The organism is Neobacillus sp. PS3-12, assembly GCF_030915385.1.
GTDB lineage: Bacteria > Bacillota > Bacilli > Bacillales > Cytobacillaceae > JAEVLT01.
Genome location: NZ_CP133268.1, coordinates 2,484,965 through 2,509,881 on the forward strand (window position 1 = coordinate 2,484,965; position 24,917 = coordinate 2,509,881).

Annotated in this window: 26 protein-coding genes; 14 read left to right on the forward strand and 12 right to left on the reverse strand. The window is 40.7% G+C overall.

Features of this window, described 5'->3' with window-relative positions:
• Window positions 1-35: 35 nt before the first annotated feature.
• The gene (locus tag RCG17_RS12590) at window positions 36-389 is read right to left on the reverse strand and encodes a formate dehydrogenase accessory sulfurtransferase FdhD (RefSeq protein WP_308175469.1); all 354 of its coding nucleotides are present in this window, start codon (window positions 387-389) and stop codon (window positions 36-38) included.
• A 416-nt stretch (window positions 390-805) separates the two neighbouring features.
• On the opposite strand from RCG17_RS12590, the gene RCG17_RS12595 reads away from it, so the two are divergent.
• Together RCG17_RS12595 and bshB2 are read left to right on the forward strand one after the other, a co-directional pair.
• On the forward strand, window positions 806-1,156 hold the full coding sequence (locus RCG17_RS12595) for a YojF family protein (protein WP_374120927.1): 351 nt from the start codon (window positions 806-808) through the stop codon (window positions 1,154-1,156).
• A gap of 40 nt (window positions 1,157-1,196) precedes the next feature.
• The gene (bshB2, locus tag RCG17_RS12600) at window positions 1,197-1,862 is read left to right on the forward strand and encodes a bacillithiol biosynthesis deacetylase BshB2 (RefSeq protein WP_308175470.1); all 666 of its coding nucleotides are present in this window, start codon (window positions 1,197-1,199) and stop codon (window positions 1,860-1,862) included.
• 157 nt (window positions 1,863-2,019) lie between these two features.
• Here the strand turns inward: bshB2 and RCG17_RS12605 are convergent, their stop codons facing one another.
• Complete coding sequence (locus RCG17_RS12605) at window positions 2,020-2,760, reverse strand: Crp/Fnr family transcriptional regulator (RefSeq protein WP_308175471.1); 741 nt, start codon at window positions 2,758-2,760, stop codon at window positions 2,020-2,022.
• 237 nt (window positions 2,761-2,997) lie between these two features.
• Between RCG17_RS12605 and RCG17_RS12610 the strand changes: the two genes are divergently transcribed.
• From RCG17_RS12610 to RCG17_RS12655, 10 genes are all read left to right on the forward strand, one after another.
• Window positions 2,998-3,489 (forward strand): cytochrome C, encoded by a 492-nt coding sequence (locus RCG17_RS12610; RefSeq protein ID WP_308175472.1) that lies wholly within the window; start codon window positions 2,998-3,000, stop codon window positions 3,487-3,489.
• 63 nt (window positions 3,490-3,552) lie between these two features.
• Window positions 3,553-5,415, forward strand: coding sequence for a Sec-dependent nitrous-oxide reductase (nosZ, locus tag RCG17_RS12615; protein WP_308175834.1), 1,863 nt, complete (start codon window positions 3,553-3,555; stop codon window positions 5,413-5,415).
• A gap of 211 nt (window positions 5,416-5,626) precedes the next feature.
• Window positions 5,627-6,202 carry a hypothetical protein gene (locus tag RCG17_RS12620; protein ID WP_308175473.1) on the forward strand — a complete coding sequence of 192 codons (576 nt, stop codon included), beginning with the start codon at window positions 5,627-5,629 and terminating at the stop codon, window positions 6,200-6,202.
• On the forward strand, window positions 6,147-7,541 hold the full coding sequence (nosD, locus tag RCG17_RS12625) for a nitrous oxide reductase family maturation protein NosD (RefSeq protein ID WP_308175474.1): 1,395 nt from the start codon (window positions 6,147-6,149) through the stop codon (window positions 7,539-7,541). Before RCG17_RS12620 ends, nosD begins: the two co-directional genes overlap by 56 nt.
• Window positions 7,505-8,302, forward strand: a complete 798-nt coding sequence (locus tag RCG17_RS12630; RefSeq protein ID WP_308175475.1) for an ABC transporter permease — start codon at window positions 7,505-7,507, stop codon at window positions 8,300-8,302. The genes nosD and RCG17_RS12630 overlap by 37 nt, the downstream gene beginning before the upstream one ends.
• Complete coding sequence (locus RCG17_RS12635; RefSeq protein WP_308175476.1) at window positions 8,299-8,976, forward strand: ABC transporter ATP-binding protein; 678 nt, start codon at window positions 8,299-8,301, stop codon at window positions 8,974-8,976. Before RCG17_RS12630 ends, RCG17_RS12635 begins: the two co-directional genes overlap by 4 nt.
• On the forward strand, window positions 8,973-9,875 hold the full coding sequence (locus RCG17_RS12640) for a FixH family protein (RefSeq protein WP_308175477.1): 903 nt from the start codon (window positions 8,973-8,975) through the stop codon (window positions 9,873-9,875). Before RCG17_RS12635 ends, RCG17_RS12640 begins: the two co-directional genes overlap by 4 nt.
• 265 nt (window positions 9,876-10,140) lie before the next feature.
• Window positions 10,141-10,863, forward strand: a complete 723-nt coding sequence (locus tag RCG17_RS12645) for an ABC transporter ATP-binding protein (protein WP_308175478.1) — start codon at window positions 10,141-10,143, stop codon at window positions 10,861-10,863.
• Entirely contained in the window at window positions 10,860-11,969 is a 1,110-nt protein-coding gene (locus RCG17_RS12650) for an ABC transporter permease (protein ID WP_308175479.1), read from the forward strand. Before RCG17_RS12645 ends, RCG17_RS12650 begins: the two co-directional genes overlap by 4 nt.
• Window positions 11,970-12,021: 52 nt before the next feature.
• Complete coding sequence (locus tag RCG17_RS12655; protein WP_308175480.1) at window positions 12,022-12,678, forward strand: TetR/AcrR family transcriptional regulator; 657 nt, start codon at window positions 12,022-12,024, stop codon at window positions 12,676-12,678.
• Window positions 12,679-12,858: 180 nt separating this feature from the next.
• Here the strand turns inward: RCG17_RS12655 and RCG17_RS12660 are convergent, their stop codons facing one another.
• The gene (locus tag RCG17_RS12660; protein ID WP_308175481.1) at window positions 12,859-13,716 is read right to left on the reverse strand and encodes a Cof-type HAD-IIB family hydrolase; all 858 of its coding nucleotides are present in this window, start codon (window positions 13,714-13,716) and stop codon (window positions 12,859-12,861) included.
• Between the two features lie 54 nt (window positions 13,717-13,770).
• The gene (locus RCG17_RS12665) at window positions 13,771-14,436 is read right to left on the reverse strand and encodes a DNA alkylation repair protein (protein WP_308175482.1); all 666 of its coding nucleotides are present in this window, start codon (window positions 14,434-14,436) and stop codon (window positions 13,771-13,773) included.
• 78 nt (window positions 14,437-14,514) lie between these two features.
• Here RCG17_RS12665 and RCG17_RS12670 point away from each other — a divergent pair, with 78 nt between their 5' ends.
• Window positions 14,515-14,670, forward strand: a complete 156-nt coding sequence (locus RCG17_RS12670) for a hypothetical protein (protein WP_308175483.1) — start codon at window positions 14,515-14,517, stop codon at window positions 14,668-14,670.
• Window positions 14,671-14,941: 271 nt separating this feature from the next.
• Here RCG17_RS12670 and RCG17_RS12675 read toward each other — a convergent pair whose 3' ends face one another.
• Both RCG17_RS12675 and ybaK read right to left on the reverse strand, forming a co-directional pair.
• Window positions 14,942-16,045, reverse strand: a complete 1,104-nt coding sequence (locus tag RCG17_RS12675) for a PRK06851 family protein (protein ID WP_308175484.1) — start codon at window positions 16,043-16,045, stop codon at window positions 14,942-14,944.
• Between the two features lie 132 nt (window positions 16,046-16,177).
• Complete coding sequence (ybaK, locus tag RCG17_RS12680; RefSeq protein ID WP_308175485.1) at window positions 16,178-16,663, reverse strand: Cys-tRNA(Pro) deacylase; 486 nt, start codon at window positions 16,661-16,663, stop codon at window positions 16,178-16,180.
• Between the two features lie 210 nt (window positions 16,664-16,873).
• Here ybaK and RCG17_RS12685 point away from each other — a divergent pair, with 210 nt between their 5' ends.
• Entirely contained in the window at window positions 16,874-18,673 is a 1,800-nt protein-coding gene (locus RCG17_RS12685) for a TIGR04190 family B12-binding domain/radical SAM domain protein (protein WP_308175486.1), read from the forward strand.
• An 88-nt stretch (window positions 18,674-18,761) separates the two neighbouring features.
• On the opposite strand, the gene RCG17_RS12690 is transcribed toward RCG17_RS12685, so the two are convergent.
• The 6 genes from RCG17_RS12690 to RCG17_RS12715 all read right to left on the reverse strand — a co-directional run bounded on the left by RCG17_RS12690 (window position 18,762) and on the right by RCG17_RS12715 (window position 24,846).
• The gene (locus tag RCG17_RS12690) at window positions 18,762-19,469 is read right to left on the reverse strand and encodes an ABC transporter ATP-binding protein (protein WP_308175487.1); all 708 of its coding nucleotides are present in this window, start codon (window positions 19,467-19,469) and stop codon (window positions 18,762-18,764) included.
• A 1-nt stretch (window position 19,470) separates the two neighbouring features.
• Window positions 19,471-20,250, reverse strand: a complete 780-nt coding sequence (locus RCG17_RS12695) for an ABC transporter ATP-binding protein (protein WP_308175488.1) — start codon at window positions 20,248-20,250, stop codon at window positions 19,471-19,473.
• Window positions 20,247-21,200 (reverse strand): branched-chain amino acid ABC transporter permease, encoded by a 954-nt coding sequence (locus RCG17_RS12700; protein ID WP_308175489.1) that lies wholly within the window; start codon window positions 21,198-21,200, stop codon window positions 20,247-20,249. Before RCG17_RS12700 ends, RCG17_RS12695 begins: the two co-directional genes overlap by 4 nt.
• 14 nt (window positions 21,201-21,214) lie before the next feature.
• The gene (locus RCG17_RS12705; RefSeq protein WP_308175490.1) at window positions 21,215-22,093 is read right to left on the reverse strand and encodes a branched-chain amino acid ABC transporter permease; all 879 of its coding nucleotides are present in this window, start codon (window positions 22,091-22,093) and stop codon (window positions 21,215-21,217) included.
• Window positions 22,094-22,248: 155 nt separating this feature from the next.
• The gene (locus RCG17_RS12710; protein WP_308175491.1) at window positions 22,249-23,430 is read right to left on the reverse strand and encodes an ABC transporter substrate-binding protein; all 1,182 of its coding nucleotides are present in this window, start codon (window positions 23,428-23,430) and stop codon (window positions 22,249-22,251) included.
• Window positions 23,431-23,700: 270 nt separating this feature from the next.
• On the reverse strand, window positions 23,701-24,846 hold the full coding sequence (locus RCG17_RS12715; protein WP_374120955.1) for an MFS transporter: 1,146 nt from the start codon (window positions 24,844-24,846) through the stop codon (window positions 23,701-23,703).
• Window positions 24,847-24,917: the final 71 nt, after the last annotated feature.

Consider the following 24,917-nt stretch of genomic DNA (forward strand, 5'->3'; position numbering starts at 1 on the left):
TCTTTCTAATCCATTTTTAGCTGTCTCTTTTTGAATCACCCTAGATAACTAAGGGAATAGACGGCGCTCGAAGTAACGGGCGTAAAGTTTTTTACATCCGTCATTGAAAAAAAAGTGACGCCTCGGCCACACCCTGCGGTATAATGCTTCTTTTTTGCAAACCATTGTTCAACGTCAAATTCACCTTTCAGGACAACATCAATTCGGCCCATTTCTTCATGGATCATGATGGATGTAATATCATCGATGCCTTGGATATATCCTTCTGAATATAGATATCCATAGGCCCAGTCCTCTAAATCTTGTTTTGTTAATTGAAATACAGCAATCTCAAAGCCATTTACTACTAAGGTGATCGGATATTCATCAGGAATTCCTCTGTTGTTCATTCTGAAGTCCCTCCTTGTTGAGGATTTGTCCACTTGTCTGATACAAGTAACTTTCCCACGGTTGCAATAGGTTCATGACGTGACTAAATACCTATAAAATAGAGAATGAAAACACAATCCGATTTTGGATTGTGTTTGTTATTATCATTGCGATGTAAGCACTTACAACTATTAATTTTTTCTCATGTATTTTTTCTTCTTTGTAGTAAAAATACTACTACCCTTAGGTAAATTTTCATAGTAACATTTATCACGAAAATAAAGCTAATTATGATTAAAATGTGAACTTTTTTATACGAATATTTAGTATCTCGAAATTCAAGCATGTACTTCGCTTTTTCGAACTGATTTTAGTATGATAGTAATGTTCTTTATGAAAGTATACAGGTACTCTGAGTGACGGAAGGGAGGTAAGCATGTTGGAGAAAATTGACCAAAAAGCGGTCCAGGCAGAAATAGACCGATTTGCTAATAAGGATGTTTATTTACATCTAGAAACGACAAACGGCGCCTATGCAACACATCTAGATGGTAAACCCTATTCTGCGGGAGCCTATATCCGCAATGCCCTTGTCCGTTATGAGCATGGGAAAATCATCGGCTCTGGTCCCTATCGCGTTGGCTTAAAGCTACAGATTGGCTGGGTTTACGCTGAGGGAATTACTCATTTTGAGGTAGATCAAGAGGGACGGCTTTTGCTTGCCGGACATGATCCGTTAGGGAAACTGGCTGTTGCCCTGGAAATTAGTACGAATCCATTTGAATAGAAGTAGACGGATATATACCACATAGAAAGGAGAATCTCTCATGGAAAAAGAGCGACAAGTCCTGGTTATCTTTCCACACCCGGATGATGAGGCATTTGGAGTATCCGGCACGATTGCCACACATACTGCAAACGGAACCCCTGTCACATATGCATGTTTAACATTAGGGGAAATGGGCCGAAACATGGGGAATCCCCCTTTTACAACAAGGGAAGGGCTGCCGAAAATCCGCAGGGAAGAATTGAAAAATGCGGCTGCGGTTCTAGGAATCCAAGATTTAAGAATGCTTGGTTTTCGTGATAAAACGATTGAATTTGAGGATGATGAAAAGCTGATCGGCATTATCACCGATATGATTGAGGAATTAAAGCCATCACTCTTGATCAGTTTTTATCCGGGATATGCCGTACATCCTGATCATGATGCCACTGGTGCAGCAGTTGTTGCAGCGGTCAAGCGGCTGCCTGCAGAAAAGCGGCCAAAGCTCAATCTTGTTGCTTTTTCAGCTAATTGTGTTGATGAACTCGGGCCGGCTGATATTGTTCATGACATTAGCCCTATCTCTAACAAAAAGCTGGATGCTATCAAAGCACATCGGTCACAATCGGAGCAGTTGTTTAAGGATCGGCTTGATCTGATCGAAAAAAAGGATCCCGAAGTGCTTGCTTGGTTAAATAATGAACGTTTTTGGACGTATAAGTTTTAAAGAGGGTTGGCCTTTATTGGCTAACCCCTTTATTTTTTTACAATAAATGGCTAAACGTGCAAAGCCTATTGAAAATCGTGCATAACGATTCGAAATTCGTGCAAAGCACCCTAATAATCGTGCATTGTCTAAGGAAAATCGTGCATACCCAATCTACTTAGTACTCCTTCTGCATCAATGCACAAAGCATGCATGAATCAACAATCATAATCTTTCGCGGCTTAATCTCGATGATTCCTTGTTTTTTCAATTTTCCAAAAACACGACTGACACTTTCTCTCGTTGCCCCGACAACTGTTGCAAATTCCTGAGTTGATAATGGAATTTCAATATCCCATCTCGTGTTGTCATGATTAAACTTCCGACCGAGCCGTTCAAGTGTTTTGACTGTTTTTGAAAAAACATCCAATAAAGCGACATCCCTTAGTGTCGTTGTCATTTCTCGCAGTTGGTCACTCATATATCCGATCATTTGCAAGGCCAGTTCAGGATTGTGATACAATTCCCGTTCCAATTCTGCTCTACTCAAAAAATAGAGCATTCCATCAGTTAGTGCTGTCGCTGTTGCAGGATAGACCGGGTTGGTATTGGTGAACAGGCAGGCTTCGGCAAAAACATCACCTGATTGTTTAATACAAACAATAATTTCATTGCCATCGACATCCTGCTTAGTCAATTTCACTACTCCTGATTGAACAAAAAATACGCCTCCTGCCTCATCTTCCTCAGAAATAATCCGCTCACCCTTTTTAACAGGAATAGATTGGATTTTACTTTCAAACTCTTTCTTCGTCTGCATTGATAAATCCCTGAAAAAAACTAGCTTTTGCAAAAAGTCCTCCATCCTAAACGGATGTGATGTTTGGCGAAGCTTTAGTGCATGCTCAATTTGACTCACCTTTCTCACTCCCTTTGCATTTGGCAGTTTTCGTTTCCACTACCATCATCATACAAAAATCTCAATTAATAGGCAGTGACGAGATTCACAAAAAGTTCAATTTTTCAAAACGTTTATCTGTAAGGACCCTTCACAAAATTTTCACATACACAAAAAAAAGTGTGGCAAACATCACAATTCTAACCCTGATTCGGGTTTACGATTTATTTGTTGAAAACAAAAAAAGGAGGGTGAAAGATGAATAAGGCTATTCTTAGCTTTGTCATTAGTGCAATCGTGGGTCTTATGTTTGGGTATGTTCTCTACGATCTCGCAGGAGGAAATGGTTTTTCAAACCAGGAAAAGACAGCTACCGCTCAAACTGCAAGTCCCAGCACCAATGCAACAGCTGACCAAAGCAGCTCCAGTACAAAAACAGATACAAGTACTGCCACAAAGGACACCGCTTCAAAGGCAACAGCGGTTGACCAAGACAACATCATTGCCAAAAGAGGCTGTATCCAATGCCACTCCGTTGGTTCTTTAAATATTAAGGGCGGACAAGTGGGACCAGACTTATCACAGGCCTATACAACGGTGGAAAGCAAACACGGAAAACCAATTGAGGAATTTCTGAAACAGCCAACATCCGCTGTCATGTCGGGCGTTCTTGGAAAAGATCCATTAACAGACGATCAGCGCCAGCAAGTGTTGGACCTGCTCAAAAAAGCATCTGAAGCAAAACAATAATGGTAAAGGTGGTGTGAACGAAATGATAAACAAGAAAATGCTGGTACCGATTGTTTCCGGCTAATTTTCGGCTTTGTTGCAGCGACTGTTGCCTTCGGAAATATCTCGCCAGGCCAGCAGCAACAGAAAACTGCCGCCGCCAATGGAGGCACTACAGTAGGTAGCGGAAACACGGATGCTGAAAAAGTATATGTTCCGTTAGGGAAAAAAGACGAATACTATTTATTCGCTTCTGGCGGTCACTCTGGACAATTATTTGTTTACGGTGTTCCATCCATGCGCGAAATTCGGACTGTTCCGATCTTCTCTCCTGACCCAGCAACTGGCTACGGATTTGATTCGGAAACGAAAAAAATGCTTGGCGGGCTTCAAATGGGTGACTTTCACCATCCAGCCCTTTCGGAAACAAACGGTGACTATAACGGGAAATACTTATTCGCAACCGATGTTGAGAACAGCCGCGCCGCAGTTGTTGATTTGAAGACCTTTACAACAAAGGACATTATTAAAGTACCAAATACAAGCGGACCGCACTGTGCCGCGTTTGTCACTCAAAATACTGAATATGTATTTTTACCAACCCGTTTCGCTGTGCCAATTGGCCAGCAGTATACATCACTTGATGAATACAGCCAAAAATACCGCGGTGTTATGAGTGCCTTAACGCTTGATCAGCAAAATGAAAAGTTAAACATTGCCTACCAGGTTGCCTTGCCACCATGGTCCTATGATTTATCCGATGCTGGTAAAAAGGGCTCGGGGGACTGGGCTGTTATGACAACTTACAATACAGAAGAAGCAACATCAACACTTGAAATCAATGCCTCAAAGGCTGACCGCGACTACGTCGTCCTTTTCAACTGGAAAGAGCTTGCGCAAATGGTGAAGGACGGCAAGTACGAAGAAGTGAACGGGCAAAAAATGATTTTTCCTGAAAAAGAAAAAGGCGGCATTTATTTAATTCCAACCGCAAAGTCGCCGCACGGTGTTGACGTCACTCCGGATGGTAAATACTTTATTGCTTCTGGAAAACTTGCACCAGCGATGACCGTTTTCTCGTTTGAAAAAGCATTTGAAGCCATCAAAAATAAAGAGTTTGCCGGTGAACGTAATGGTATTCCAGTTCTTCAGTATAAAAAGGTATTGGTAAAAGAAGTAAACCCTGATAATGCACTTGGACCGTTGCATACAACATTTGATGATAAAGGAAATGCCTATACTTCGATGTTCATTTCTTCTGAAGTCGTTAAATGGAAATATGCTACAGGCCAAGTTTTAGACAGAATTCCTGTCCAGTATTCTCCAGGACATGTTACAGCTGCAGAGGGTGATACGGTTTCACCTGATGGGAAATATTTGGTATCCCTGAATAAGCTGGCGAAGGATAACTTCTTATCCGTGGGGCCATCACATCCTGAAACGATGCAATTAATTGATATCAGTGGACAAAAAATGCACCTGCTTGATACCGTTCCAGCTAACCCAGAACCGCACTACGCACAAATGATCAAGGCGGATAAAATTCATCCGATCAATGTTTATCCGAAGGATCCGAACAATAAAGACGCTGTATACAAACAGGATGATACAAAAATTGTCCGCACTGGTAATCGCGTTGATGTCTACGGTACGGCGATGCGGTCAAGATTTACCTTTGACCACACACAAAAACGCCCTGATGAGATTGATGTAAATCAAGGCGACCATGTTTATATCCATTTGACAAACATTGACTTTGATGAAGATATTACGCATGGTTTTGCAATCAACGGCTATGACATTAATATGGAAGTCCAGCCTGGTCAAACCAATACGCTTGATTTTGTTGCTGATAAAGCCGGTACCTTCCCGCTTTACTGTACAAACTTCTGTTCAGCATTGCACCAGGAAATGACAGGTTATTTCCTAGTTAAACCTAAGCAATAAGGTGTTGATTTCCACTCCAGGCGCACGCTTTCCGCGGGCGTTCCGTGGAGCCTCCTCGGCGCGAAAAGCGCCTGTGGGGTCTCCCCAGCCCCACTCCTGCAGGAGTCGGCGCCTTCCGTTCCAATCAACAATGGCTTTAACTTAGTACAAACAATAAAGTTGGGTCGGGTATCAGTGGAATCATTGGTACCCGACCTTCTAAAAATAAGGTGTGATTAACTTGTATGCTAAAAAACTATCAATCTTGTCTTCATTGTTATTAGCAGCTTCAGCGGTATTAATTGGTGTTTCGATCCTGTTTCCATGGTGGGAGCTCTTGCTGTATGCACCGCAGTATCCAGAAGGGCTAAGTATTATTGTTTATCCTAATAAACTCGATGGAAAACTTGATATCATTAATAACTTGAACCATTACATCGGCATGGCGAACTTTAGTGAAAAAAGCTTCCCCGAGCTTGGTTATCTTAGCTATTTAATCGGCGGACTTGCCGTGCTTACATTGATTGTTGCCTTATTGCGGCGCAAGCTTTACTTATATATTTTAATAGGACTGTTTGTCATTGGCGGCGGACTTGGAGTATTCGATTTACTTCATTGGTTAAATACATTTGGAACCCAACTTAGCCCAGATGCACCAATTAAAATTAAACCATTTGTACCGCCGGTAGTCGGTCAAAATCATTTTGCTAACTTTACCACTTACAGTTACTTGGGAAAAGGGGCCTATCTGATTGTACTCTCCTTTATCCTTACACTCATTCCGCTATGGAAGGATCGAAAACAATGAAAAAAGTAACGCTCTTTCTCTTCATTTTTTCTCTTTTTTCATCATGAAGCCTGAGAAAAATATGGCAGCCGAAAACTTGCAGCAGCGAATCGACTCCATGAAAGAGGGAGCGGTTGTAAAACTGCAAGATCGAACCTACGAGGGAAATCTTGTCATTCGTAAAAGCATCACAATAATCGGTTCAAAAAATACCGTGATTAAAGGAAACGGACACGGTAATGTGATTTCCATCAAGGCTCCCCATGTAAAATTGAGCCATCTTACCGTTGAACACAGCAGCATGAGCCGCGACTCTGAAGAGGAATATGCAGCGATCAAAGTTTACACAAACGGCAATACGATTGATCACATTAAGATCCGTGATTCCTTTCATGGCATTTATCTAAGCCAGGCCCATCATAATACGATTTCGGACAATGAAATCCACGGGATGGGCAAAGGGGAAATTGCGGGTCAAGGCAATGGTCTCCAAATCTATTATTCTAATAATAATCTGCTTTCTCATAATACAATCGAAGGCACCCGCGACGGGATGTTTTTCACCTATGCAAACAAAAACAAGATCGACGAAAATCATATCAGCAATACTCGTTATGGACTACATTACATGTATTCCGACGAAAACACTTTTAAAAACAATATATTCACAATGAATATAGGCGGCGCAGCCATCATGAATTCAAACCATCTTACACTCACAGGCAACCAATTTATCTTTAACTATGGAAACCAATCGTTTGGGTTACTGCTCTTGCAGGCAAATGATAATCATATAGACAAAAACACTTTTTACATGAATCAGCGAGGAATTTATCTCGATCAAGCAACCAGAAATCTTTTTCAAAAAAATAAGATCATGCAAAATCAAATTGGCATTGAGCTTTGGGCCAGTTCCAACGAGCAAACATTCACACAAAACCAAATTGTTGAAAACAACTTTCCTGCCATTGCTGTGGCAGGTCAGGGAACAGGCAACGCCTGGAGCAAAAATGGCAAAGGTAATGATTGGGGCAGTGCGTTCCCGCTTCCTGACCTCAACCAAGATGGGATTGGCGACTTCCCGGTTACCTATCAATCTTCGCTTCATGGGTTGATTGAGGACCAGGAATTAACCAGCTTATTTTTAAAAAGCCCTGCCATCACCATCTATGAAAAAATGAACGCCCTTCTCGGCCATAATGAGAAGATGTTCACGGACCGTTACCCATTGGTAACAAAAACCAAGAGCCACTTGCCACTGTATATTGTCATAGTGTTAATCGGTTTAGCACTGTTGATTTTGATAAAAGGGAGACATCGACTATGCATTACATTTGGAAGGAATGGAAAGAAAATTTAAGAGGAAAAGGGCTTTGGCTTTCTTTAAGCATTATTGCATTGATTTCCGTCAGCATCTTATTCCGCTCTACTGCCCTTTCATTTGATAAAGGCTTTTATGTCCTCTTAATTAATTTATTTGATTCGTTGATTTACTTTATCCCAATCCTTTGTTTGTTCATCGGAGCGTTTTCAATTTTTCAAGAAAAAGAACAGAAAACATTGATCATGCTGTTAACAAAAAAGGACAATTACCAGAGCTTCTTATGGAAAAAGAGCCTTGCACTTTACACCATTGTTCTCGCCCCGCTCTTGGCATGGTTTTTCGTTTATTTAGCTTTTTTAAAGTTTAACTTTGTGATTGATGGAAAAGGCTATCTTGTTTTCGTCTTGTCGATTGCTCTTTTGGCGATTGTCTTCTTGCAAATGGGGGCATGCATTGGTTCATTCTGCCGTTCACGGATGCAAATCGTGGGGGCGGCGGTTTTTGTTTGGTTTTACTTCTTTTTCATGCATGACTTTATTCTTTTGTCCGTGCTTCCAAACGTTACCGCTGACAATGTTATCTGGTTTTCACTGGCCTATTTTTTAAACCCGCTCGAAGCAGTTCGAATGTTTCTAGAAACGGGCATGGGCGTCTATTCGTTTGGCCATATGTCAAGGCTCCTGCAGGCCTTTATGTGGACGAAACCCGCATATTTTCTGATTGGCAATCTAGCTTTCTGGCTGATCGTATCCTACTTAACAGCGATATTTTTTCACCGTAAGGAGGGAAATGAATGATCTCGGTAAAAAACCTAAACCAATCCTTTGGGAAAAAGGTAGTTTTAGACGATGTCAATATTGAGATTGAACCATTTGAAATTTGTGCATTGGTTGGCCGTAACGGGGCGGGAAAATCAACCTTTATTAATAGTTTGCTAGGTTTGCTTCCTGCACATGAAGGAACGATTTCCATAAATGGATGTCCGGTTAATGCTAAAACGCAGGAATGGAAAAAATCAATTGCCTACCTACCGGAAAAATTTATGCTTTACCCGCTCCTAACGGGGTATGAAAATATGAAATTTTTTGCTGAAGCAATTTTTAAAAAAGCAGACGAGAGCCGAATTGAGTCGATGCTGCGGTCAGTGCGCCTATGGGATGACCGCAACGAGCCCATCAAAAAATATTCAAAAGGCATGCTGCAGCGCCTCGGCCTTGCGGTCACCCTGTACCAGGATGCAAACATTCTCATTCTTGATGAACCAACTAGCGGCATTGACCCGATTGGACGGGTGGAAATCCTAGAGGTTCTGAAGTCATTGCATGATAAAACGATTTTACTTTCTTCGCATCATTTGGATGAAATTAAACAGATTTGTACGCATGTTGCTTATTTGAATGAAGGAAAAATGACGAAATACACAGTTGCTGAATTTTTAGCAGCACAAAATCTGGGAGGGACAGGTTCATGAAAAAAGCGATAATCGGTGCGGTACTCTTGATGGTAGCCCTACTGTCAGGCTGCAGCTCAAGCCCGAATTATAAAATAACGATGACCAAGCAGCTTTATTTTTTAAAGGATCATGCGACTTCATTTGAAATAAAAGTAACCGAAAATAAGAAAGCTGTCTCTGGGTTGGCAATTTCCGCCGACGTATCAATGGCTAATATGGACCATGGCACAATGTCTGTTAGCTTAACAGATGAAAAAAACGGCAAGTATTCCGGGAAAGTAAAGCTTCCGATGGATGGGAAGTACGAACTTACCTTTAACATGAAAAAAGATAACAGTAAAACAGAGAAAACAATTGATTATACCGTTAAAAAGGCAGCTGGCGTTGCAATGATAAACGGTCAATGGATCAAAAATGAGGATTTGCAATTTTATCAATTAGTCAATAAACTGCAACTGGAAATTAATCGTGAGAATGCCAAGAAAACTTATACGGGCAGCCAGCTTGAAGATGAATTAGCATATATCGATTCGCAGGAAAAAAGTGCGAAGGACCAAAACCAGCTGTTAACCCAAATCATCCGCATTCGTTCCATGGCCTTACTAGCGGAGGAGCGAGGCCATCAAGTAACAACTGATGCCATCACGGGTGCAATTGCCAAAGACCATGCTCAATATGATCAATATCCCGCTGTAAAAAGCTTAATCACCAGCTTTGGCGATAAAAAGTTTAGCTCTCTAGAGGAAAAAGAATATAAATACACCATCCTTGCCGATCAAGTTATGGCTGATGTGACCGCACAGGCAAAAAAAGATAATCCAAATGTAAATGATCAAGAAGTCAACTACCAAGCCCAGCAAAGCTATGAAGACTTACTTGTTTCACAGATGGACTCGTTGAAGATTCAAATATTGTAAAGACCGAACTTGTGTCGGTCTTTATTTTTGTTCATTAACTGCTCCAACGCGGCACTATTTTTCCAGTAAATGGCTAAACGTGCAAGCCTCCTCGAAAAACGTGCAAAGCCAAGGCAAAATCCTGCAAACAAGGGCTAAAATCGTGCATCAAATGTTGAAAAACGTGCATACCCCTCTAATCGATCCAAAATGTTCTTGACCGATAATCAAAATCGCGTATAATAAAAGTGAGTAATCACTCACTTTTATAAGAGGAGGCTTTTCAATGACGCCATCCATTGTTGTAAACCAGGTTAGTAAAAGCTTTGGAAAAAAAGAAGTGTTGCAAAATGTTGATTTAACTGTCGTTCCAGGACAGATTTACGGCTTAATCGGACCATCAGGCTCTGGAAAAACAACCTTAGTTAAACTGATTGTCGGTATGGATCGCCCGACGAAAGGGGATATCCAGGTACTGGATACTGCTGTGCCAAACCTAAAATTGCTGCAAAAAATTGGCTACATGGCCCAGTCCGATGCCCTATATAACGACCTCACCGCCCGCGAAAATCTCGCCTTTTTTGCTTCGCTTTTTAAATTAAAGAAGCAGGAACAAACAAAACGAATCGAGTATGCGGCCGATTTAGTCAACTTAACCTCTGAATTATCGAAAAAAGTTCAGGCCTTTTCCGGCGGAATGAAGCGCCGCTTATCGCTTGCGATTGCCTTAATTCAGAATCCACAGGTGCTTATTTTGGATGAACCAACAGTCGGGATAGACCCGGAGCTGCGGTTATCCATTTGGAAGGAGCTTTACCGTTTAAAAGATGAAGGTAAAACAATCTTAGTGACCACACATGTGATGGATGAAGCTGAAAAGTGCGACCAGCTTGCGATGATTCGTGACGGCAGGCTCATCACCAGCGGTTCACCCTCACAGCTTAAAGAGCAATATGGAATTCAAAGTTTGGAAGAAGTATTTTTAAAAGCGGGGGGCAGCGGCCAATGAGAACACTTGCCTTTGTTAAGCGGATAATTCAGCAAATGTTCCGTGATAAACGGACACTTGGATTGATGATGGTGGCTCCGCTTGTGATTATGACTTTAATGCATTTTTTGTTCACGAGCGATACGCCCAATCCGAAGCTGGGGGTCATAAACAATGATGCTGCCCTCATTAAGGATTTGAAGAATAAAGACATTGATGTAAAAAAATATACCAAGGTTGACAATTTAAAAACGACCATCGTCGATGATCAATTGGATGGCTTCCTCACGAAGAGCGGAAGTACCTATAAGCTTACACTTAAAAATACCGACCCTGCGGCCGCAAAAGGTCTGCAAATGAAGGTCCAGCAGACGATTGCAGCCCAAACTGCCGAAAAACAAAAAGAAGGCCTCTCTTCATTTATGAAGGTCTTGCAAACAAAGCTTCATGGCGGCCCGCCGCTTAAGCTGGAAACAGTCAATGTACCAAAGGTCAATACATCCTATCTTTATGGCAGTAAGGACACTAGCTTTTTTGATTTATTGGGACCGATTCTTGTCGGATTCTTCGTATTTTTCTTTGTGTTTCTTATTTCTGGGATTGCTTTATTGCGTGAGCGGACGACAGGTACGCTTGACCGCCTCTTAGCAACTCCCATCAAGCGCCACAACATTGTCTTTGGATATCTTGCCGGATATGGGTTATTTGCGATCGTTCAAACCGTGATTGTTGTCTATTACGCTGTAAAAGTTTTAGATATTGTATTGGTTGGTTCGATTGGCTATGTTATTTTAATCAATCTGATGCTTGCCCTTGTTGCCCTGTCGCTTGGAATCCTCTTATCCGCCTTTGCTAACTCGGAATTCCAAATGATGCAATTTATTCCAATTGTGATTATTCCGCAAATCTTTTTTGCAGGGATTCTCCCTGTTGATGGGATGGCGAACTGGCTCCAGGTGATTGCAAAATGTATGCCAATGTATTACGGCGGCGATGCCTTGCAGACGGTGATGTACAAAGGCTTGGGCTGGAGTGACATTCAGTACGATATTTATGTTCTCTTCGGCTTTGCTGTTATTTTTATCGTATTAAATGTATTTGCATTGAAAAAGTATCGGAAAATATAAAGAATGATGGCCGCAACGCCGACACTATCCATATAAAGGTGATGAGACAAAATTGCCAGCTAAAAGTTTGCTTGAATTAGCTTTAGCTCAAGCGAAAAGCACTGAAAAAATGACTGAGAAGCAGCAAAAAATCGTTGAAACGGCCATTCAAATGTTTGCTGATAAAGGCTATGCATCGACGTCAACGGCGGAAATTGCCAAAGCAGCCGGTGTGGCAGAAGGGACCATTTTCCGTCATTTCGGTTCAAAAGAAAACCTGCTGCTGTCTGTGATTTTACCCTTTTTGCTGAATGCTGTTCCAGTGGTTGCCGATGAATTTATCCAAGAGGTTTTAACGAAACCATTTAACAGCTTTGAGAGCTTTTTAACCACATTAATCAAGAATCGCTTGGAATTTGTTCGAGAGAATAAACAAATTTTTAAAATACTTGTCGTTGAGCTTTTGCACCGCGATGATTTAAGGGGTCAGCTCGTTTCCTTTTTCCAAAAGGTCCCTTATCAACATGTGACTGTGATTTTGGATACATGTAAACAGCGCGGTGAATTACTGGACCTGCCTAATCCCGTCTTGATGCGAACAATGTTGACACAAGTTTTTGGTTACTTTATGGTCCGCTTTGCATTGTTTCCCGATTTAAATTGGGACGATTCACTTGAAGTCGAGCAGCTTGTTCAGGTTATTTTAAAAGGAATTGGAAAAAGAGATTAAAAACGAGGAAGACATCAGTTGTCTTCCTCGTTTTTTTACATTCGTATGAAGTTGATTTCGCCGATTTTGCCAATTATTTCGCCAAAATCATTGTTTATTTCGCTAAAATTTCATTTATACCGCCAAAAATAGGAATTATTCCGCCAATTAACATTTCCAACTAACAATCATTGACAAAAGCTATACTCGCTCCGACTTTAAAACTTCCCAAATGGCCTTTGCAACGCCGCTTTCATCATTGGGTGCTGTGACAAAATCGCATTTTTCCTTAATCAAGTCATCTGCATTTCCCATTGCAACCGCTCTGCCGGCCTTTTCAAACATCGAAACATCGTTATAGCTGTCACCAACAGCCATCGTTTCTTCTAAGGAAATACCTCTTGAAGCAACAAACCTTTCAAGCGCTATACCTTTTTGCGCATGGATGTGCGTTATTTCCATGTTCCTGTGTCCAGAAGAGCTTACGGCAATATGGGCAACCCCTTCCAACGACTTCGCAGCTTGGGCTAGTTGGTTATCATCAAAGGAAAAAGCAAGGAGTTTATATACCTTGTTATCAAACAATTGATCGTAGCTAGCAATTTCCTTAATTCTTTTCGCTCTTTCCCGGGCAAATTTCTTTGCTTCCTCAACATTGGCTTTATCATTGGCACTTGCGACGATGTTAAGAATAACTTCTACTGATTTTTCACGATCATGGGTAAACTTCCCTTGGTCTGTGTAGACTTCGAAGTAGATTCCATTGTCAGATAATATTTTTGCAACTTCCAGAACCTGTCCCTTTGTTAACGGATTGGTTGAACTGATATCCCCATCCTTTGAACGCGTTTCCGCTCCATTGACGAGAATCATCGGGCACTCAATTCCTGCTTCCTCGAGAAGATAGTTGACCTCATCATAGCTGCGTCCTGTAGAAATGACTACCTCGATTCCGTGTGCCTGAGCATCAACGATCGCTTGTCTATTTTCAGAAGTTATTTTTTTAGAAACAGAATCCAACAAGGTTCCATCCATATCTGTTGCAATACATTTAATCATGCTGTTCACACCCTTATCCATTGTATTGCCATTTTACCATACTAGTTTTGCCTATCATATATACTTGCTTCCCTCGCGATAGCTTAACCGAGAAACCTCATGATCTTGCAAAAATTCCTTTACTGAAGCGGGATTTGTCTTTGAATACTCCCGCAATGCCCAGCCAATTGCTTTTTGGATAAAAAATTCTTTGCTGCCAGCGTTTTTCAAGATATATTGATACAGCAGCCTTTCATTTGTATCTTGCTTGTGTTTTAGCTGAAAAAGGATGGCCGTGCGGCGAAGCCACATGTTTTCAGAAGTACTCCACCCATCAATATGCTCTTCAATCACTTCAGGAAACTTCCTGGCAATCGCTCCAACAGGCTTTGCGGCCAAGGTATCAACCGTATCCCACCATGATTTAGTGACAATGAAATGCTCCATCAACTGCAAATCAGGCTTCTCCAGTTTTTTCAATGATTTTTCTATGTATATTAATGCGGTATATTGATATTCTCTCTCATCCTTCTGCCACAATTCTTGAACAAATGTAGGATTAAATGGTTCCTTTAAAATCTCCATCTCTTTGAAAAACTGTTTTTCAAGTTCATTTCTTAGAGGTTTTTTAATTCCTAAAAAAGGAAAATGATCCTTCATATACTTTTCCATTGGCCCTGCAGCGGCATCATTTCGGTTTTCTTCAAATATTTTGGTTAGGAAATCGACTGCTTTTACCATAAAATCCACCCTTTCCAACATGCATAAAGCCCTTTTACCTTGCCATACTAATTTTAGCTTATTGAAAGGAGCAATGAAATGACCAAGAAATACAACAAGGGCAGCAATAATCAAAACTCACCGAAGGCAGGTCACGCCGAGTCAGAATTTGCAACAGAGTTTACGAGCGGGGATAGCAGCAAAGGGAATAAGCGCAATAAAGGCCAACAAAGCAAAACCAATCCACACACATAAAAAACCGCAAAAAAAAATGTCGAGAAACCCAATGGCACGAGTAAGCCCAGGGTTCGGACACAACTATGGAAATTTTGCTTCCCTTTGTCCGAAGATATCCTGACTTCGGACACACCTGTGCTATATTCGGCTTCCTCTGTCCGAAGATACCCTGACTTCGGACACAACCGCGATATTTTTCGATCTTTGTGTCCGAAACCAGATTTCTAACTATATACTTGCATCAATAACCGCAAAAAAAGAATGCCACAAAAATGGCATTCTTTTTCGATTATTCCTGATAAACACCAGCTAAATCACTAATTTCTTCTTCAATTCTTCTTCCGATTTCTTCCACCTTTGAAAAATCCATTGCTGCCACATAAATAGTTTCAAGCTCATCATGATATTGTTTTGCCCGTGCTAACCAAGCTGTAGCCATTTCCATTTTATTTTTATAGGAAGTAGCAATATTTTTTAGTGTGTCTTCGTAAATTTCATCGGTTCCCTGGGTGATGAGCAGTTCATACATATCAATTATTTCATCGCCATCGCAGCTTGGGAAATATTCATGCGGGGCGGTGCTGTCAAAGATGGCAATGCCGAGTTCACGGAAAATTACCATATCAAGGCTATGTGGGTCAAAGCCACAGTGATAAACTTCAACATCAATGCCTCGTTCTTCTGCGGCAGAAGCCAGCTTTTTGAGTAATGTTGATTTTCCAGAACCAGGGCGTCCTTTGATAAAATATCTTTTTGGAATTTCCTCGGTTAAGTTAGGGACAAAATCAACAGCGCCTTTTGGTGTAGCCGCACCAAGGAAACGGTGGCGGATATCAGACTGTTTATTGATTTTGATTTTTCCAAAGAATTTTTCGATTAATTTCTTGGTTAATTGGTCAGCTTTCTTAAAGTCCATATTGCTGATATAAATTTTTTCCCAATCATCATGAATTTCCAGCGCTTCCTTAAAGGTAGCATAGGCTGTCTGAAATGATCGACTGATTTGTGTTGTTAAGCTTTGGATCCTGTCTTTTTGCAGCTTTAAGGCTTTGGTATCCCATGCAGCGCCAAGGTTAATATATTCTTCTACTGCTCCTGGTGCTTTTGGTTCAATAATATGCGGCGCTGTTCCATCAACAATACCCACTTTTAAGGCAGGGATCAACACACCATCAATGGAATCGTTATCAGATGAACAGTGGAGAAATTCAATGTCAAAGCCTCTTTCCACCCATTGTCTGCCAATTTTTTTCATTAAAGAGGATTTACCTGTTCCAGGTCCTCCTTTTAAAATAAACAATCGCTCTAGACCTTGAAGGTTTGATTCATACAAGCTATGAAAACCTCGGGCTGTATTTCCGCCAGCAAAGTAATTTCTGATTTTCTCTGTCACTTGCTTGCACTCCCTTTTTGCGTTATGCCTTTGTCAGTACTTCTTACAAACCTATCGTATGCATAACGGCAAAAATAGGTGAATGCCTATTACCATTTCGTTGGCTGTGTTAACTTTGGCTGTTGATTTCCTTTAACACATCCTTTTTGTTAGATCTGCAAAAACAGCATCACTCACATCTTTCAGGCTTTGCGGACTAACAACAATTTGTACGCCGATTTTGCCGCCGCTAACGACAATTGTCTGCAGCTCCTGGCTGCTTTCGTCAAGGAAGGTTTTGTATTCTTTTTTCATCCCAACGGGCGAGCAGCCACCGCGAATATAGCCTGTCCATTTCTGAATATCTTTTACCGGAATCATTTCAACTTTCTTTTCGCCCGCAAGGTTTGCGCATTTTTTCAAATCTAACTCTTCTTCAACCGGGATCACAAAGACAAAAAGCTCCTTACTTGCTCCTTGGGTCACAAGTGTTTTATATACTTCATGCGGTTTTTTTCCGACTTTGGCAGCAACGGAAACACCGTCAATTTTTCCATCCTTGTTATCGTAGGTCAAAACCTCATAAGCAATTTTTTTTGCATCAAGAATGCGCATCGCATTCGTTTTAACAGTTGCCATGAACATCATCCTTCCATCAGTCTTCTATCCTTGATTGTACACTTCTTTTCCATCAATTTGTCACCCGTTTGTCACTCTAATTCAAAAGACATATTGTACACTATAGATAATTGGTATTATTACCCTAATTTACATCTTTTTTCAATTAATTAATGTTATCAATTTATAAATAGTGAATAAATTCACAAAGAATATAAGAGGGTGTTACAGATGAAATACGATCTCGTTCTTCTTCATGCACCAAGCGTTTACGATTTTCGAAAAAACTCTTTACTTGCGGGTCCGATTAGTGATGTTGTTCCTTCATCACCAGTGTTTGAGATGTATCCGATTGGTTTAACGAGCATTGCTGATTATCTGGAGCGGTACGGTTTAAAGGTAAAAATCATCAACATTGCCAATCGCATGTTAATGGACCAAAGCTTTGACGTTGAAGGCAAGTTGAGGAATATTCGGACCAAGCTATTTGGTATTGACCTGCATTGGCTTCCCCATTCACATGGCAGCATTGAGCTTGCTAAAATTGTCAAAAGGCTGCATCCAGATATCCCGATTATTTTTGGAGGCTTATCATCATCCTATTTTCATAAAGAGTTAATTCAATATCCGTTTATCGATTTTGTGATGCGCGGTGATTCTACCGAAAAGCTGATGCTTCTTTTGATGAATAAATTGGAATCGGGCAGCACCCATTATGCTGATATTCCAAATTTAACTTGGAAAAAAGGGAACGAAATTGGCTATAACCCCTTGACATATGTGCCGAAGAATTTAGATGAATTTGATGTGCCAGGCTACCGCTATACGATTCGGTCTGTTTTTAAATATAAAAATTTCCTTGATCCACTTCCCTATAACGGCTGGCTTCAATATCCCAACACCGCACTGTTGACCGCAAAGGGTTGTACTCAAAACTGTTTGATTTGCGGCGGTTCAAAGGATGCCTACTCGCAAAACTGTAATCGAAACTCGATTGCCTTAAGGTCTCCGAGCAAACTGGCTGAAGATATTCAGTTTATCCAAAGGTTTAGCCGCGCGCCTATCTTTATTCTGCATGATATTCGCCAGGGCGGAGCTGAGTATGTTGATGAATTTTTAGGATTCTTGAAAAATATGAAACTCAAGAATGAACTTGTTTTTGAATTATTTCAGTACGCCGATGAGTCCTTTTTCAAAAAAATAAACGAAGCTGTTCCGAAATATAGCATTGAAGTTACGCTTGAAACTCATGAAGAGAAGCTAAGGAAGTTAAATGGTAAGTTTAGCTGCACAAATGAAAAGATAATCGAAACCATGAATTCTGCCCTTAGACACGGCTGTAAAAAGATTGATTTATTTTTCATGGTTGGTGTTCCTGGACAGACATATAAAAGTGCCTTGGAAAACATCGATTTTTGTGAAGAAATACACATTAGGTGTGGAAATGATCCAAGACTTTTTTATTTTATCTCACCGCTCGCACCGTTTCTCGATCCTGCAAGCCCAGCCTTTGAGCATCCGGAAATATACGGATACAAAAAGTTCTGTCATAGTTTGGAAGACCACCGTGCGGCGATTACACAGCCAAGCTGGAAACATATGCTCAGCTATGAAACCAATGAAATGACACGGGATGATATTGTGAATGCCACATATGATGCAGCAGAATTATTAAATGAGTTTAAGCTAAAATATTCGCTGATTGAAATTGATGCATATGTCGATATTCAAAAAAAGATTGAAAAGTCGAAGGCATATATTGAAAGAATTGATCAACTTTTAACTCTTCCGCCTGAGGAGTACAACAGGGAATTAGCTAAAGTGAAAAAGGAAATAGAAGAGTTGAATCGATATAGTATTTGTGGAAGAAATGAATTAAAGTGGGAAGTTAAGAACAATTATGCGAATTTCTTTTCGCTTGCTTTAGTCGGTTTAGAGCAGCTATATGAAGACTATGCTATCAAAGTGCGGCATCAGCTAAGTCCGAAAAAACGTGAGCAGGTTGAGCTTGAGGTTGCGAAAATTAAGTAATACACAAAAAGGGTATCCGATTTATTATGATCGGTACCCTTTTTTCTGTTGATTTAACTTGTCAGCGGCAGTGTGTGACTTTATCATCTTAGTGACCGCCCAGGTAGGCATTTCTGATTTGGTCGCTTTGGTTCAGTTCTTCGGCAGTTCCTGAGGCGACAATTTTGCCTGTTTCGATGACATAGGCACGGTGTGCAATCGATAATGCCATGTTGGCATTTTGCTCAACTAATAAAATCGTTGTTCCCGTTTGGTTAATTTCACGGATAATATCAAAAATCGTTTTAACCAACAATGGTGCGAGCCCCATCGATGGTTCATCCAGCAGAAGCAAACGAGGCCTTGCCATTAACGCCCGCCCCATTGCAAGCATTTGCTGTTCACCGCCGGATAATGTTCCAGCTTGTTGCTTTTTCCGCTCAAGCAAACGCGGGAATAACTGATACACTTTTTCAAAGTCCTCACGGATCCCTTGTTTATCCTTGCGTAAATAAGCGCCTAATTCAAGATTTTCCTCAACGGTCATCCCCGCAAAAATCCGCCGTCCTTCGGGAACATGAGAAATTCCTTTTTTCACAATTGCCTGGGCAACTTTCCCGGCAATCGATCCTCCTTCAAAGGAAACCTCGCCTTTCTTTGGCTTTAGTAATCCAGAAATGGTTTTTAACAATGTACTTTTACCGGCGCCATTTGCTCCAATTAAGGTCACAATTTCCCCTTCGTTTATTTCCAGGGAAACACCTTTTAGGGCATGGATATTACCATAAAAAACATCAATATCATTGATCTTTAACATTTTATGAAACCTCCTCGCCCAGGTATGCTTCGATAACCTTAGGATTGTTGCGGATTTCTTCTGGTGTACCTTGGGCAATCAATTGTCCATGGTCAAGAACATAGATGCGTTCACAGACGCCCATGACTAGCTGCATATCATGCTCAATCAGCAATACCGTTAATGAAAATCTTTCCCTGATAAAAGCAATTAACTCCATTAATTCATGAGTCTCCTGAGGGTTCATCCCTGCAGCAGGTTCATCCAGCAGCAAGAGTTTTGGATATGCCGCTAATGCCCGAGCAATTTCGAGACGGCGCTGCTGCCCATACGGCAGGTTTTTTGCCTTTTCATTGAGAAACCCTTCAAGCTTAAATATTTTTAAAAACTCAATTGCCTTTTCTTCCATTTCCTTTTCTCCAGAAAAGTAAGAGGGAAGACGAAGAATCGAACTTAACATCGAATGCTTGGCAAGTGAATGATAAGCAACCTTAACATTATCAAGCACTGACAATTCGCTGAACAAACGGATGTTTTGGAAGGTACGGCTGATTCCTTTTCGCGTAATCCGATGTGGCGGTAACCCATTTAATTTTTCCCCGCTTAAAGAAACCGTTCCTTCCGTAGGGACATAAACACCGGTTAACAGGTTGAAAAAGGTGGTTTTTCCGGCACCATTCGGACCAATTAAACCAACAAGCTCACCTTGTTTTAATTCCATATTTAAGTCGGAGACTGCTTTTAAGCCGCCAAAGCGAATCCCGACCTGATCGACTTTTAGCAATGGAGTATTCTCTGTCATTGTATATTTCCTCCTTTAGCGGAGTTTCGTCCTTTAAAGAATGAAGTTAATTCTTTTGTTCCCATCAAGCCTTGTGGACGGTAAAGCATCATGATAATTAACACCAAGCTGTAGATAATCATCCTTGTTTCAGGGTAATCTTGCAGGAAGGTGGAAATAATCGTCAACAGGATCGCAGAAATGACCGCACCTGATAAACTTCCTAACCCGCCAAGAACCACAAAAATTAAGATATCAAATGATTTCAAAAAGCCAAAGTTGGATGGTTGAATAATGTAGAAATTATGGGCATATAATCCGCGGGCAATTCCTGCAAAAAATGCGCCAATCGCAAACGCTGCTACCTTATAAAAAGTAGTATTAATTCCCATTGCATCTGCCGCAATCTCATTTTCACGAATCGAGATACAAGCTCTTCCGTGAGTTGAATTCGTAAAATTGTTGATCACAACAATCGTAAAAAGCATACAGCCTGCAATCCATGGCCAGGTTGTTAAATGGGAAACTGACAATCCGCTTGCTCCGCCGACATAATCAATATTAAGTAAGATAATTCTGAGTATTTCACCGAAACCAAGAGTGGCAATCGCTAAATAGTCACCTTTTAATCTTAAAGTAGGAATACCAATAATAAGTCCTGCTACTGCAGCTGCTAATCCGCCGACCACTAATGCAAGTCCAAATGGAAGCTGCAGCTTCATGGTGATAATTGCTGAGGCGTAAGCACCAACTGCAAGAAAACCAGCATGGCCAATTGAGAATTGACCTGTAATTCCAATAATCAAGTGCAAACTTACTGCAAGAATAATATTAATGCCGATAAAAAACAATGTATTGACATAGAAGGGATTTAAGCTGCCTCCAGTAATTAAAAACTGGACGACTACTGCAAACACCACAGCCAAAACGATTGAGGACCAGAAGCCCTTGGTATGTTTGATTGTATTCATCGCTTTAGCCCCCCTTAAACTTTTTCCCTTATATTTTTACCAAATAATCCAGATGGAAGGAAAATTAAAATTAGGATTAAGACAACAAATGCCACAGCATCACGCCATAAGGAGTAACCTAGGGCACTGACAAGTGCTTCAATCACACCAAGTAATAATCCGCCGACCATCGCACCTGGGATATGACCGATTCCACCTAATACTGCTGCGACAAACGCTTTTAATCCAGGAATGATCCCCATTAATGGTTCAATTTTTGTATAATACACCCCAAAAATAACTCCGGCAGCACCGGCAAGCGCAGAGCCGATGGCAAATGTCGCTGAAATCGTATTATCGACATTGATCCCCATCAATCTAGCTGCATCCATATCCTCAGAAACAGCACGCATGGCCTTACCTGTTTTGGTTTTATGAACGATAAATTGCAAAATCACCATTAATATAACTGAAACGAGTAAAATAAATAATGACTGGCTGTTAATTTCCACCCCGAAAATTTTTAAAGCCTTCTCTGGAAGTACATTGCTTGGATAGGCCTCAGGCTGGGCACCGCGAAGATAAATTGTACCATATTCAATCAATAACGATACTCCAATTGCTGTAATCAAGGCAGCAATTCTTGTTGCATTTCGTAGCGGTTTATAAGCAATCCTCTCAATCACCACTCCTAATATTGCACAAATGACCATGGAAAGGATTAATGCAGGGAAAAAGCCTAAATGAAATTTAGCGATTGCAAAGAATCCAATAAATGCCCCAACCATAAATACGTCACCATGGGCAAAGTTGATTAATTTAACGATTCCATATACCATCGTATAGCCAAGGGCAATCAAGGCATAGATACTGCCAAGTGATATACCGTTAACCAACTGCTGGATAATCTCCATTTTCTCACACTCCTTTAATTGGACAAATAATGGGCAATAGGGAGAATAGATTCTCCCTATTAATTTATGAAACTATTATTTTGTCCAGTATGACTACTTTTATGCTTGTCCAGCTCCAGCCCATACGTCGCTAAGCGGTCGCTTCCGCTTTTCTATTATGGATTAACCTTTGTTTTGAATTGAGCTTGTCCGTCTTTGTACTCTAGAATAACTGCTGATTTGATTGGGTTATGATTTTTGTCTAGCTTTAAGTTACCTGTTACTAGTTTCAAATCGCTTGTTTTAGCCAAGGCTTGCTGAATTTTTTGCGGGTCGCTGCTGCCGGCACGCTTGATGGCATCTGCAAGCATATATGCAGTATCATACCCAAGGGCGTTAAAGGTATCAGGTGATTTCCCACTATATTCAGCTTTGAATGCTTTAACAAAATCTTGAACCTTTTGATCAGTATCTTGAGAAGAATAATGGTTTGTGCTGTACGTATTATTTAAGGCCTTGGCACCGGCAAGTTCAACGAGTTTTGGAGAATCCCAGCCATCGCCACCGATAATTGCTCCAGTAAATCCTATCTCACGAGCCTGCTTTACAATTAAGCCTGCTTCTTCATAGTAGCCTGGCAGATAGATAAAATCAGGGTTTGCTGCTTTAATACGTGTTAATGTTGCATGGAAGTCTGTATCCTTTGCTACATATGCCTCTTCAGAAATAACTTTACCGCCATTTTTCTTAAACTGTGTTTTAAATGCAGCGGAAAGTCCTTTTGAATAGTCGCTTGCACTATCGATTAAGACTGCAGCCGTTTTTTGTTTAAGATCTTTTGAAGAAAAGTTTGCTGCAACTATTCCTTGGAATGAATCAATAAAGCATGTACGGAACACAAAGTCATTTAATTTGCCATCTTTAACCGTAATATCTTCTGCTGTACCAGATGGAGTAATCACCGGCACTTTATTATCTGTGGCAATTTGTATTTCCGCCTTTGTATCTGTACTTGTTGCTGGTCCGACAATTGCTGAAACTTTATCCTGGCTGATTAGTTTAAGAGCAGCATTTGTTGCCTCAGCAGCATCTGATTTATTATCAACTTTCACTATTTGAATTTTGCTACCGTTGATCCCTTTTTTATTGATTTCATTTACACCCAATTGAAACCCGTCTGTAAGTGATTGTCCGTATGAAGCAACCCCGCCAGATAATTCCATATTGACACCAATTTTGATTGTTTTACTGTCTCCGCTGCTGCTGGAACTGCCTTGGCCTTGTGCGCTACATCCAGCCATTACGCCTGCCGCTAACATAAACGACATCATGGCTCCTGCTACTTTTTTCTTATTCATTGTTTACCCCCCATTTTTGTTTTTAAAAGAAACAGTCGAAACTTGTTGAAAGCCATCGAATATTTCTAATAAAATTTAATATTCTGACAATATTGTACAAAACAAATCTTGATTCGTCTAGTACCGATGTCGTTATTTTAATATAATTAAAAATTTTTGTAAATATATTTTTTTACAAATTATTTAAACTATTCTAATTTCCATATAATTTAGAAATTCCTTTATTTCAAGGCATAAGAAAAGGTCCACACAAATGGGGACCTTTAAAGGTTATACTAATTCTTTTCGCTTTGTTTCTTTTCCAGCAAATAATACTGTGAACGCTCCTACTAAAACGGCGATACAGAAAATTGTAAAAATCATGGAGATTGATGTCTTTTGGGCGACAAGATAGCCGACCAATAATGGTCCAAATACACCGCCAATGCGGCCAATGGCGGCTGCAAGGCCGGCACCGCTGCCGCGGATATTTGTTGGGTATTGCTCCGGTGTGTAGGCATACAATGCGCCCCAAGCACCAAGGTTAAAGAATGATAACAAGATTCCAGATGTCATAAGTAATGCTGTTGAAGCCGCTGTTCCAAATAAATACGCGCTAATGGCTGTACCAATTAAGTAAACAACCAAGACAAATTTACGGCCGAATTTTTCAATAAACCATGCAGCGGTAAAATATCCCGGCAGCTGGGCAAGAGTCATAATTAAAACATATTCAAAGCTTTTAATTAAGCTAAAGCCCTTCATAATCATAACGCTTGGCAGCCACAAAAACATACCATAATAAGAGAAAACTACACAGAACCAGAGAACCCACAGGACAACGGTCTGCCTGGCATTATCTTTCGAAAAAAGCTTTGCGATACTTTCAAATACAGATGCTTTTTCCTTTGGCTGTAAAGAAGTATATCGAGGTGAATCAGGCAAGCCCATCCTTAAATAAATGGTATACAGGGCAGGAAGGGCACTGATCAGCATCGCTACCTGCCAGCCAAATTTCGGAATAATAAAATACGATATAACAGCAGCGACAAGCCAGCCAACTGCCCAAAAACTTTCCAAGAGGACAACAATCCGCCCGCGGCTCTCTGTTGGGACAGATTCCGAAACAAGGGTAGAAGCCACTGGAAGTTCCCCGCCTAAACCCATTCCGATTAAGAACCTTAAAACAACAAAGATCGTCAATGATGTCGAAAATGCGGATAAACCGCTGCAAACTGAAAAAAGTAATAAAGTAAGAATAAAGACATTTTTGCGGCCAATGCGATCAGCCATTAAACCAAAAAGTAGTGCTCCTACAGCCATACCGATGGAATTGATACTACCAATCCAGCCCATCTGCTCAGTTGATAAATTCCACTCAACCTTAAGTGCTGCAATAATAAACGAAAGCATTCCAACATCAAGTGCATCAAACATCCAGCCTGTTCCGGCGATACCCAGCAGCTTGCCCGTTGAAACTTCTTTCTTTCTTATGATGTGTGCCCTTT

Coding starts and splice junctions, on each gene's coding strand:
- RCG17_RS12705 (WP_308175490.1), bottom strand. CDS start 22,093: ATGGAGATTATCCAGCAGTTGGTTAACGGTATATCACTTGGCAGTATC.
- RCG17_RS12700 (WP_308175489.1), bottom strand. CDS start 21,200: ATGAATACAATCAAACATACCAAGGGCTTCTGGTCCTCAATCGTTTTG.
- RCG17_RS12715 (WP_374120955.1), bottom strand. CDS start 24,846: ATGTTTGATGCACTTGATGTTGGAATGCTTTCGTTTATTATTGCAGCA.
- RCG17_RS12630 (WP_308175475.1), top strand. CDS start 7,505: ATGCATTACATTTGGAAGGAATGGAAAGAAAATTTAAGAGGAAAAGGG.
- RCG17_RS12650 (WP_308175479.1), top strand. CDS start 10,860: ATGAGAACACTTGCCTTTGTTAAGCGGATAATTCAGCAAATGTTCCGT.
- bshB2 (WP_308175470.1), top strand. CDS start 1,197: ATGGAAAAAGAGCGACAAGTCCTGGTTATCTTTCCACACCCGGATGAT.
- RCG17_RS12610 (WP_308175472.1), top strand. CDS start 2,998: ATGAATAAGGCTATTCTTAGCTTTGTCATTAGTGCAATCGTGGGTCTT.
- RCG17_RS12595 (WP_374120927.1), top strand. CDS start 806: ATGTTGGAGAAAATTGACCAAAAAGCGGTCCAGGCAGAAATAGACCGA.
- RCG17_RS12710 (WP_308175491.1), bottom strand. CDS start 23,430: ATGAATAAGAAAAAAGTAGCAGGAGCCATGATGTCGTTTATGTTAGCG.
- RCG17_RS12685 (WP_308175486.1), top strand. CDS start 16,874: ATGAAATACGATCTCGTTCTTCTTCATGCACCAAGCGTTTACGATTTT.
- RCG17_RS12665 (WP_308175482.1), bottom strand. CDS start 14,436: ATGGTAAAAGCAGTCGATTTCCTAACCAAAATATTTGAAGAAAACCGA.
- RCG17_RS12635 (WP_308175476.1), top strand. CDS start 8,299: ATGATCTCGGTAAAAAACCTAAACCAATCCTTTGGGAAAAAGGTAGTT.
- RCG17_RS12670 (WP_308175483.1), top strand. CDS start 14,515: ATGACCAAGAAATACAACAAGGGCAGCAATAATCAAAACTCACCGAAG.
- RCG17_RS12690 (WP_308175487.1), bottom strand. CDS start 19,469: ATGTTAAAGATCAATGATATTGATGTTTTTTATGGTAATATCCATGCC.
- RCG17_RS12640 (WP_308175477.1), top strand. CDS start 8,973: ATGAAAAAAGCGATAATCGGTGCGGTACTCTTGATGGTAGCCCTACTG.
- RCG17_RS12645 (WP_308175478.1), top strand. CDS start 10,141: ATGACGCCATCCATTGTTGTAAACCAGGTTAGTAAAAGCTTTGGAAAA.
- RCG17_RS12695 (WP_308175488.1), bottom strand. CDS start 20,250: ATGACAGAGAATACTCCATTGCTAAAAGTCGATCAGGTCGGGATTCGC.
- ybaK (WP_308175485.1), bottom strand. CDS start 16,663: ATGGCAACTGTTAAAACGAATGCGATGCGCATTCTTGATGCAAAAAAA.
- RCG17_RS12660 (WP_308175481.1), bottom strand. CDS start 13,716: ATGATTAAATGTATTGCAACAGATATGGATGGAACCTTGTTGGATTCT.
- RCG17_RS12590 (WP_308175469.1), bottom strand. CDS start 389: ATGAACAACAGAGGAATTCCTGATGAATATCCGATCACCTTAGTAGTA.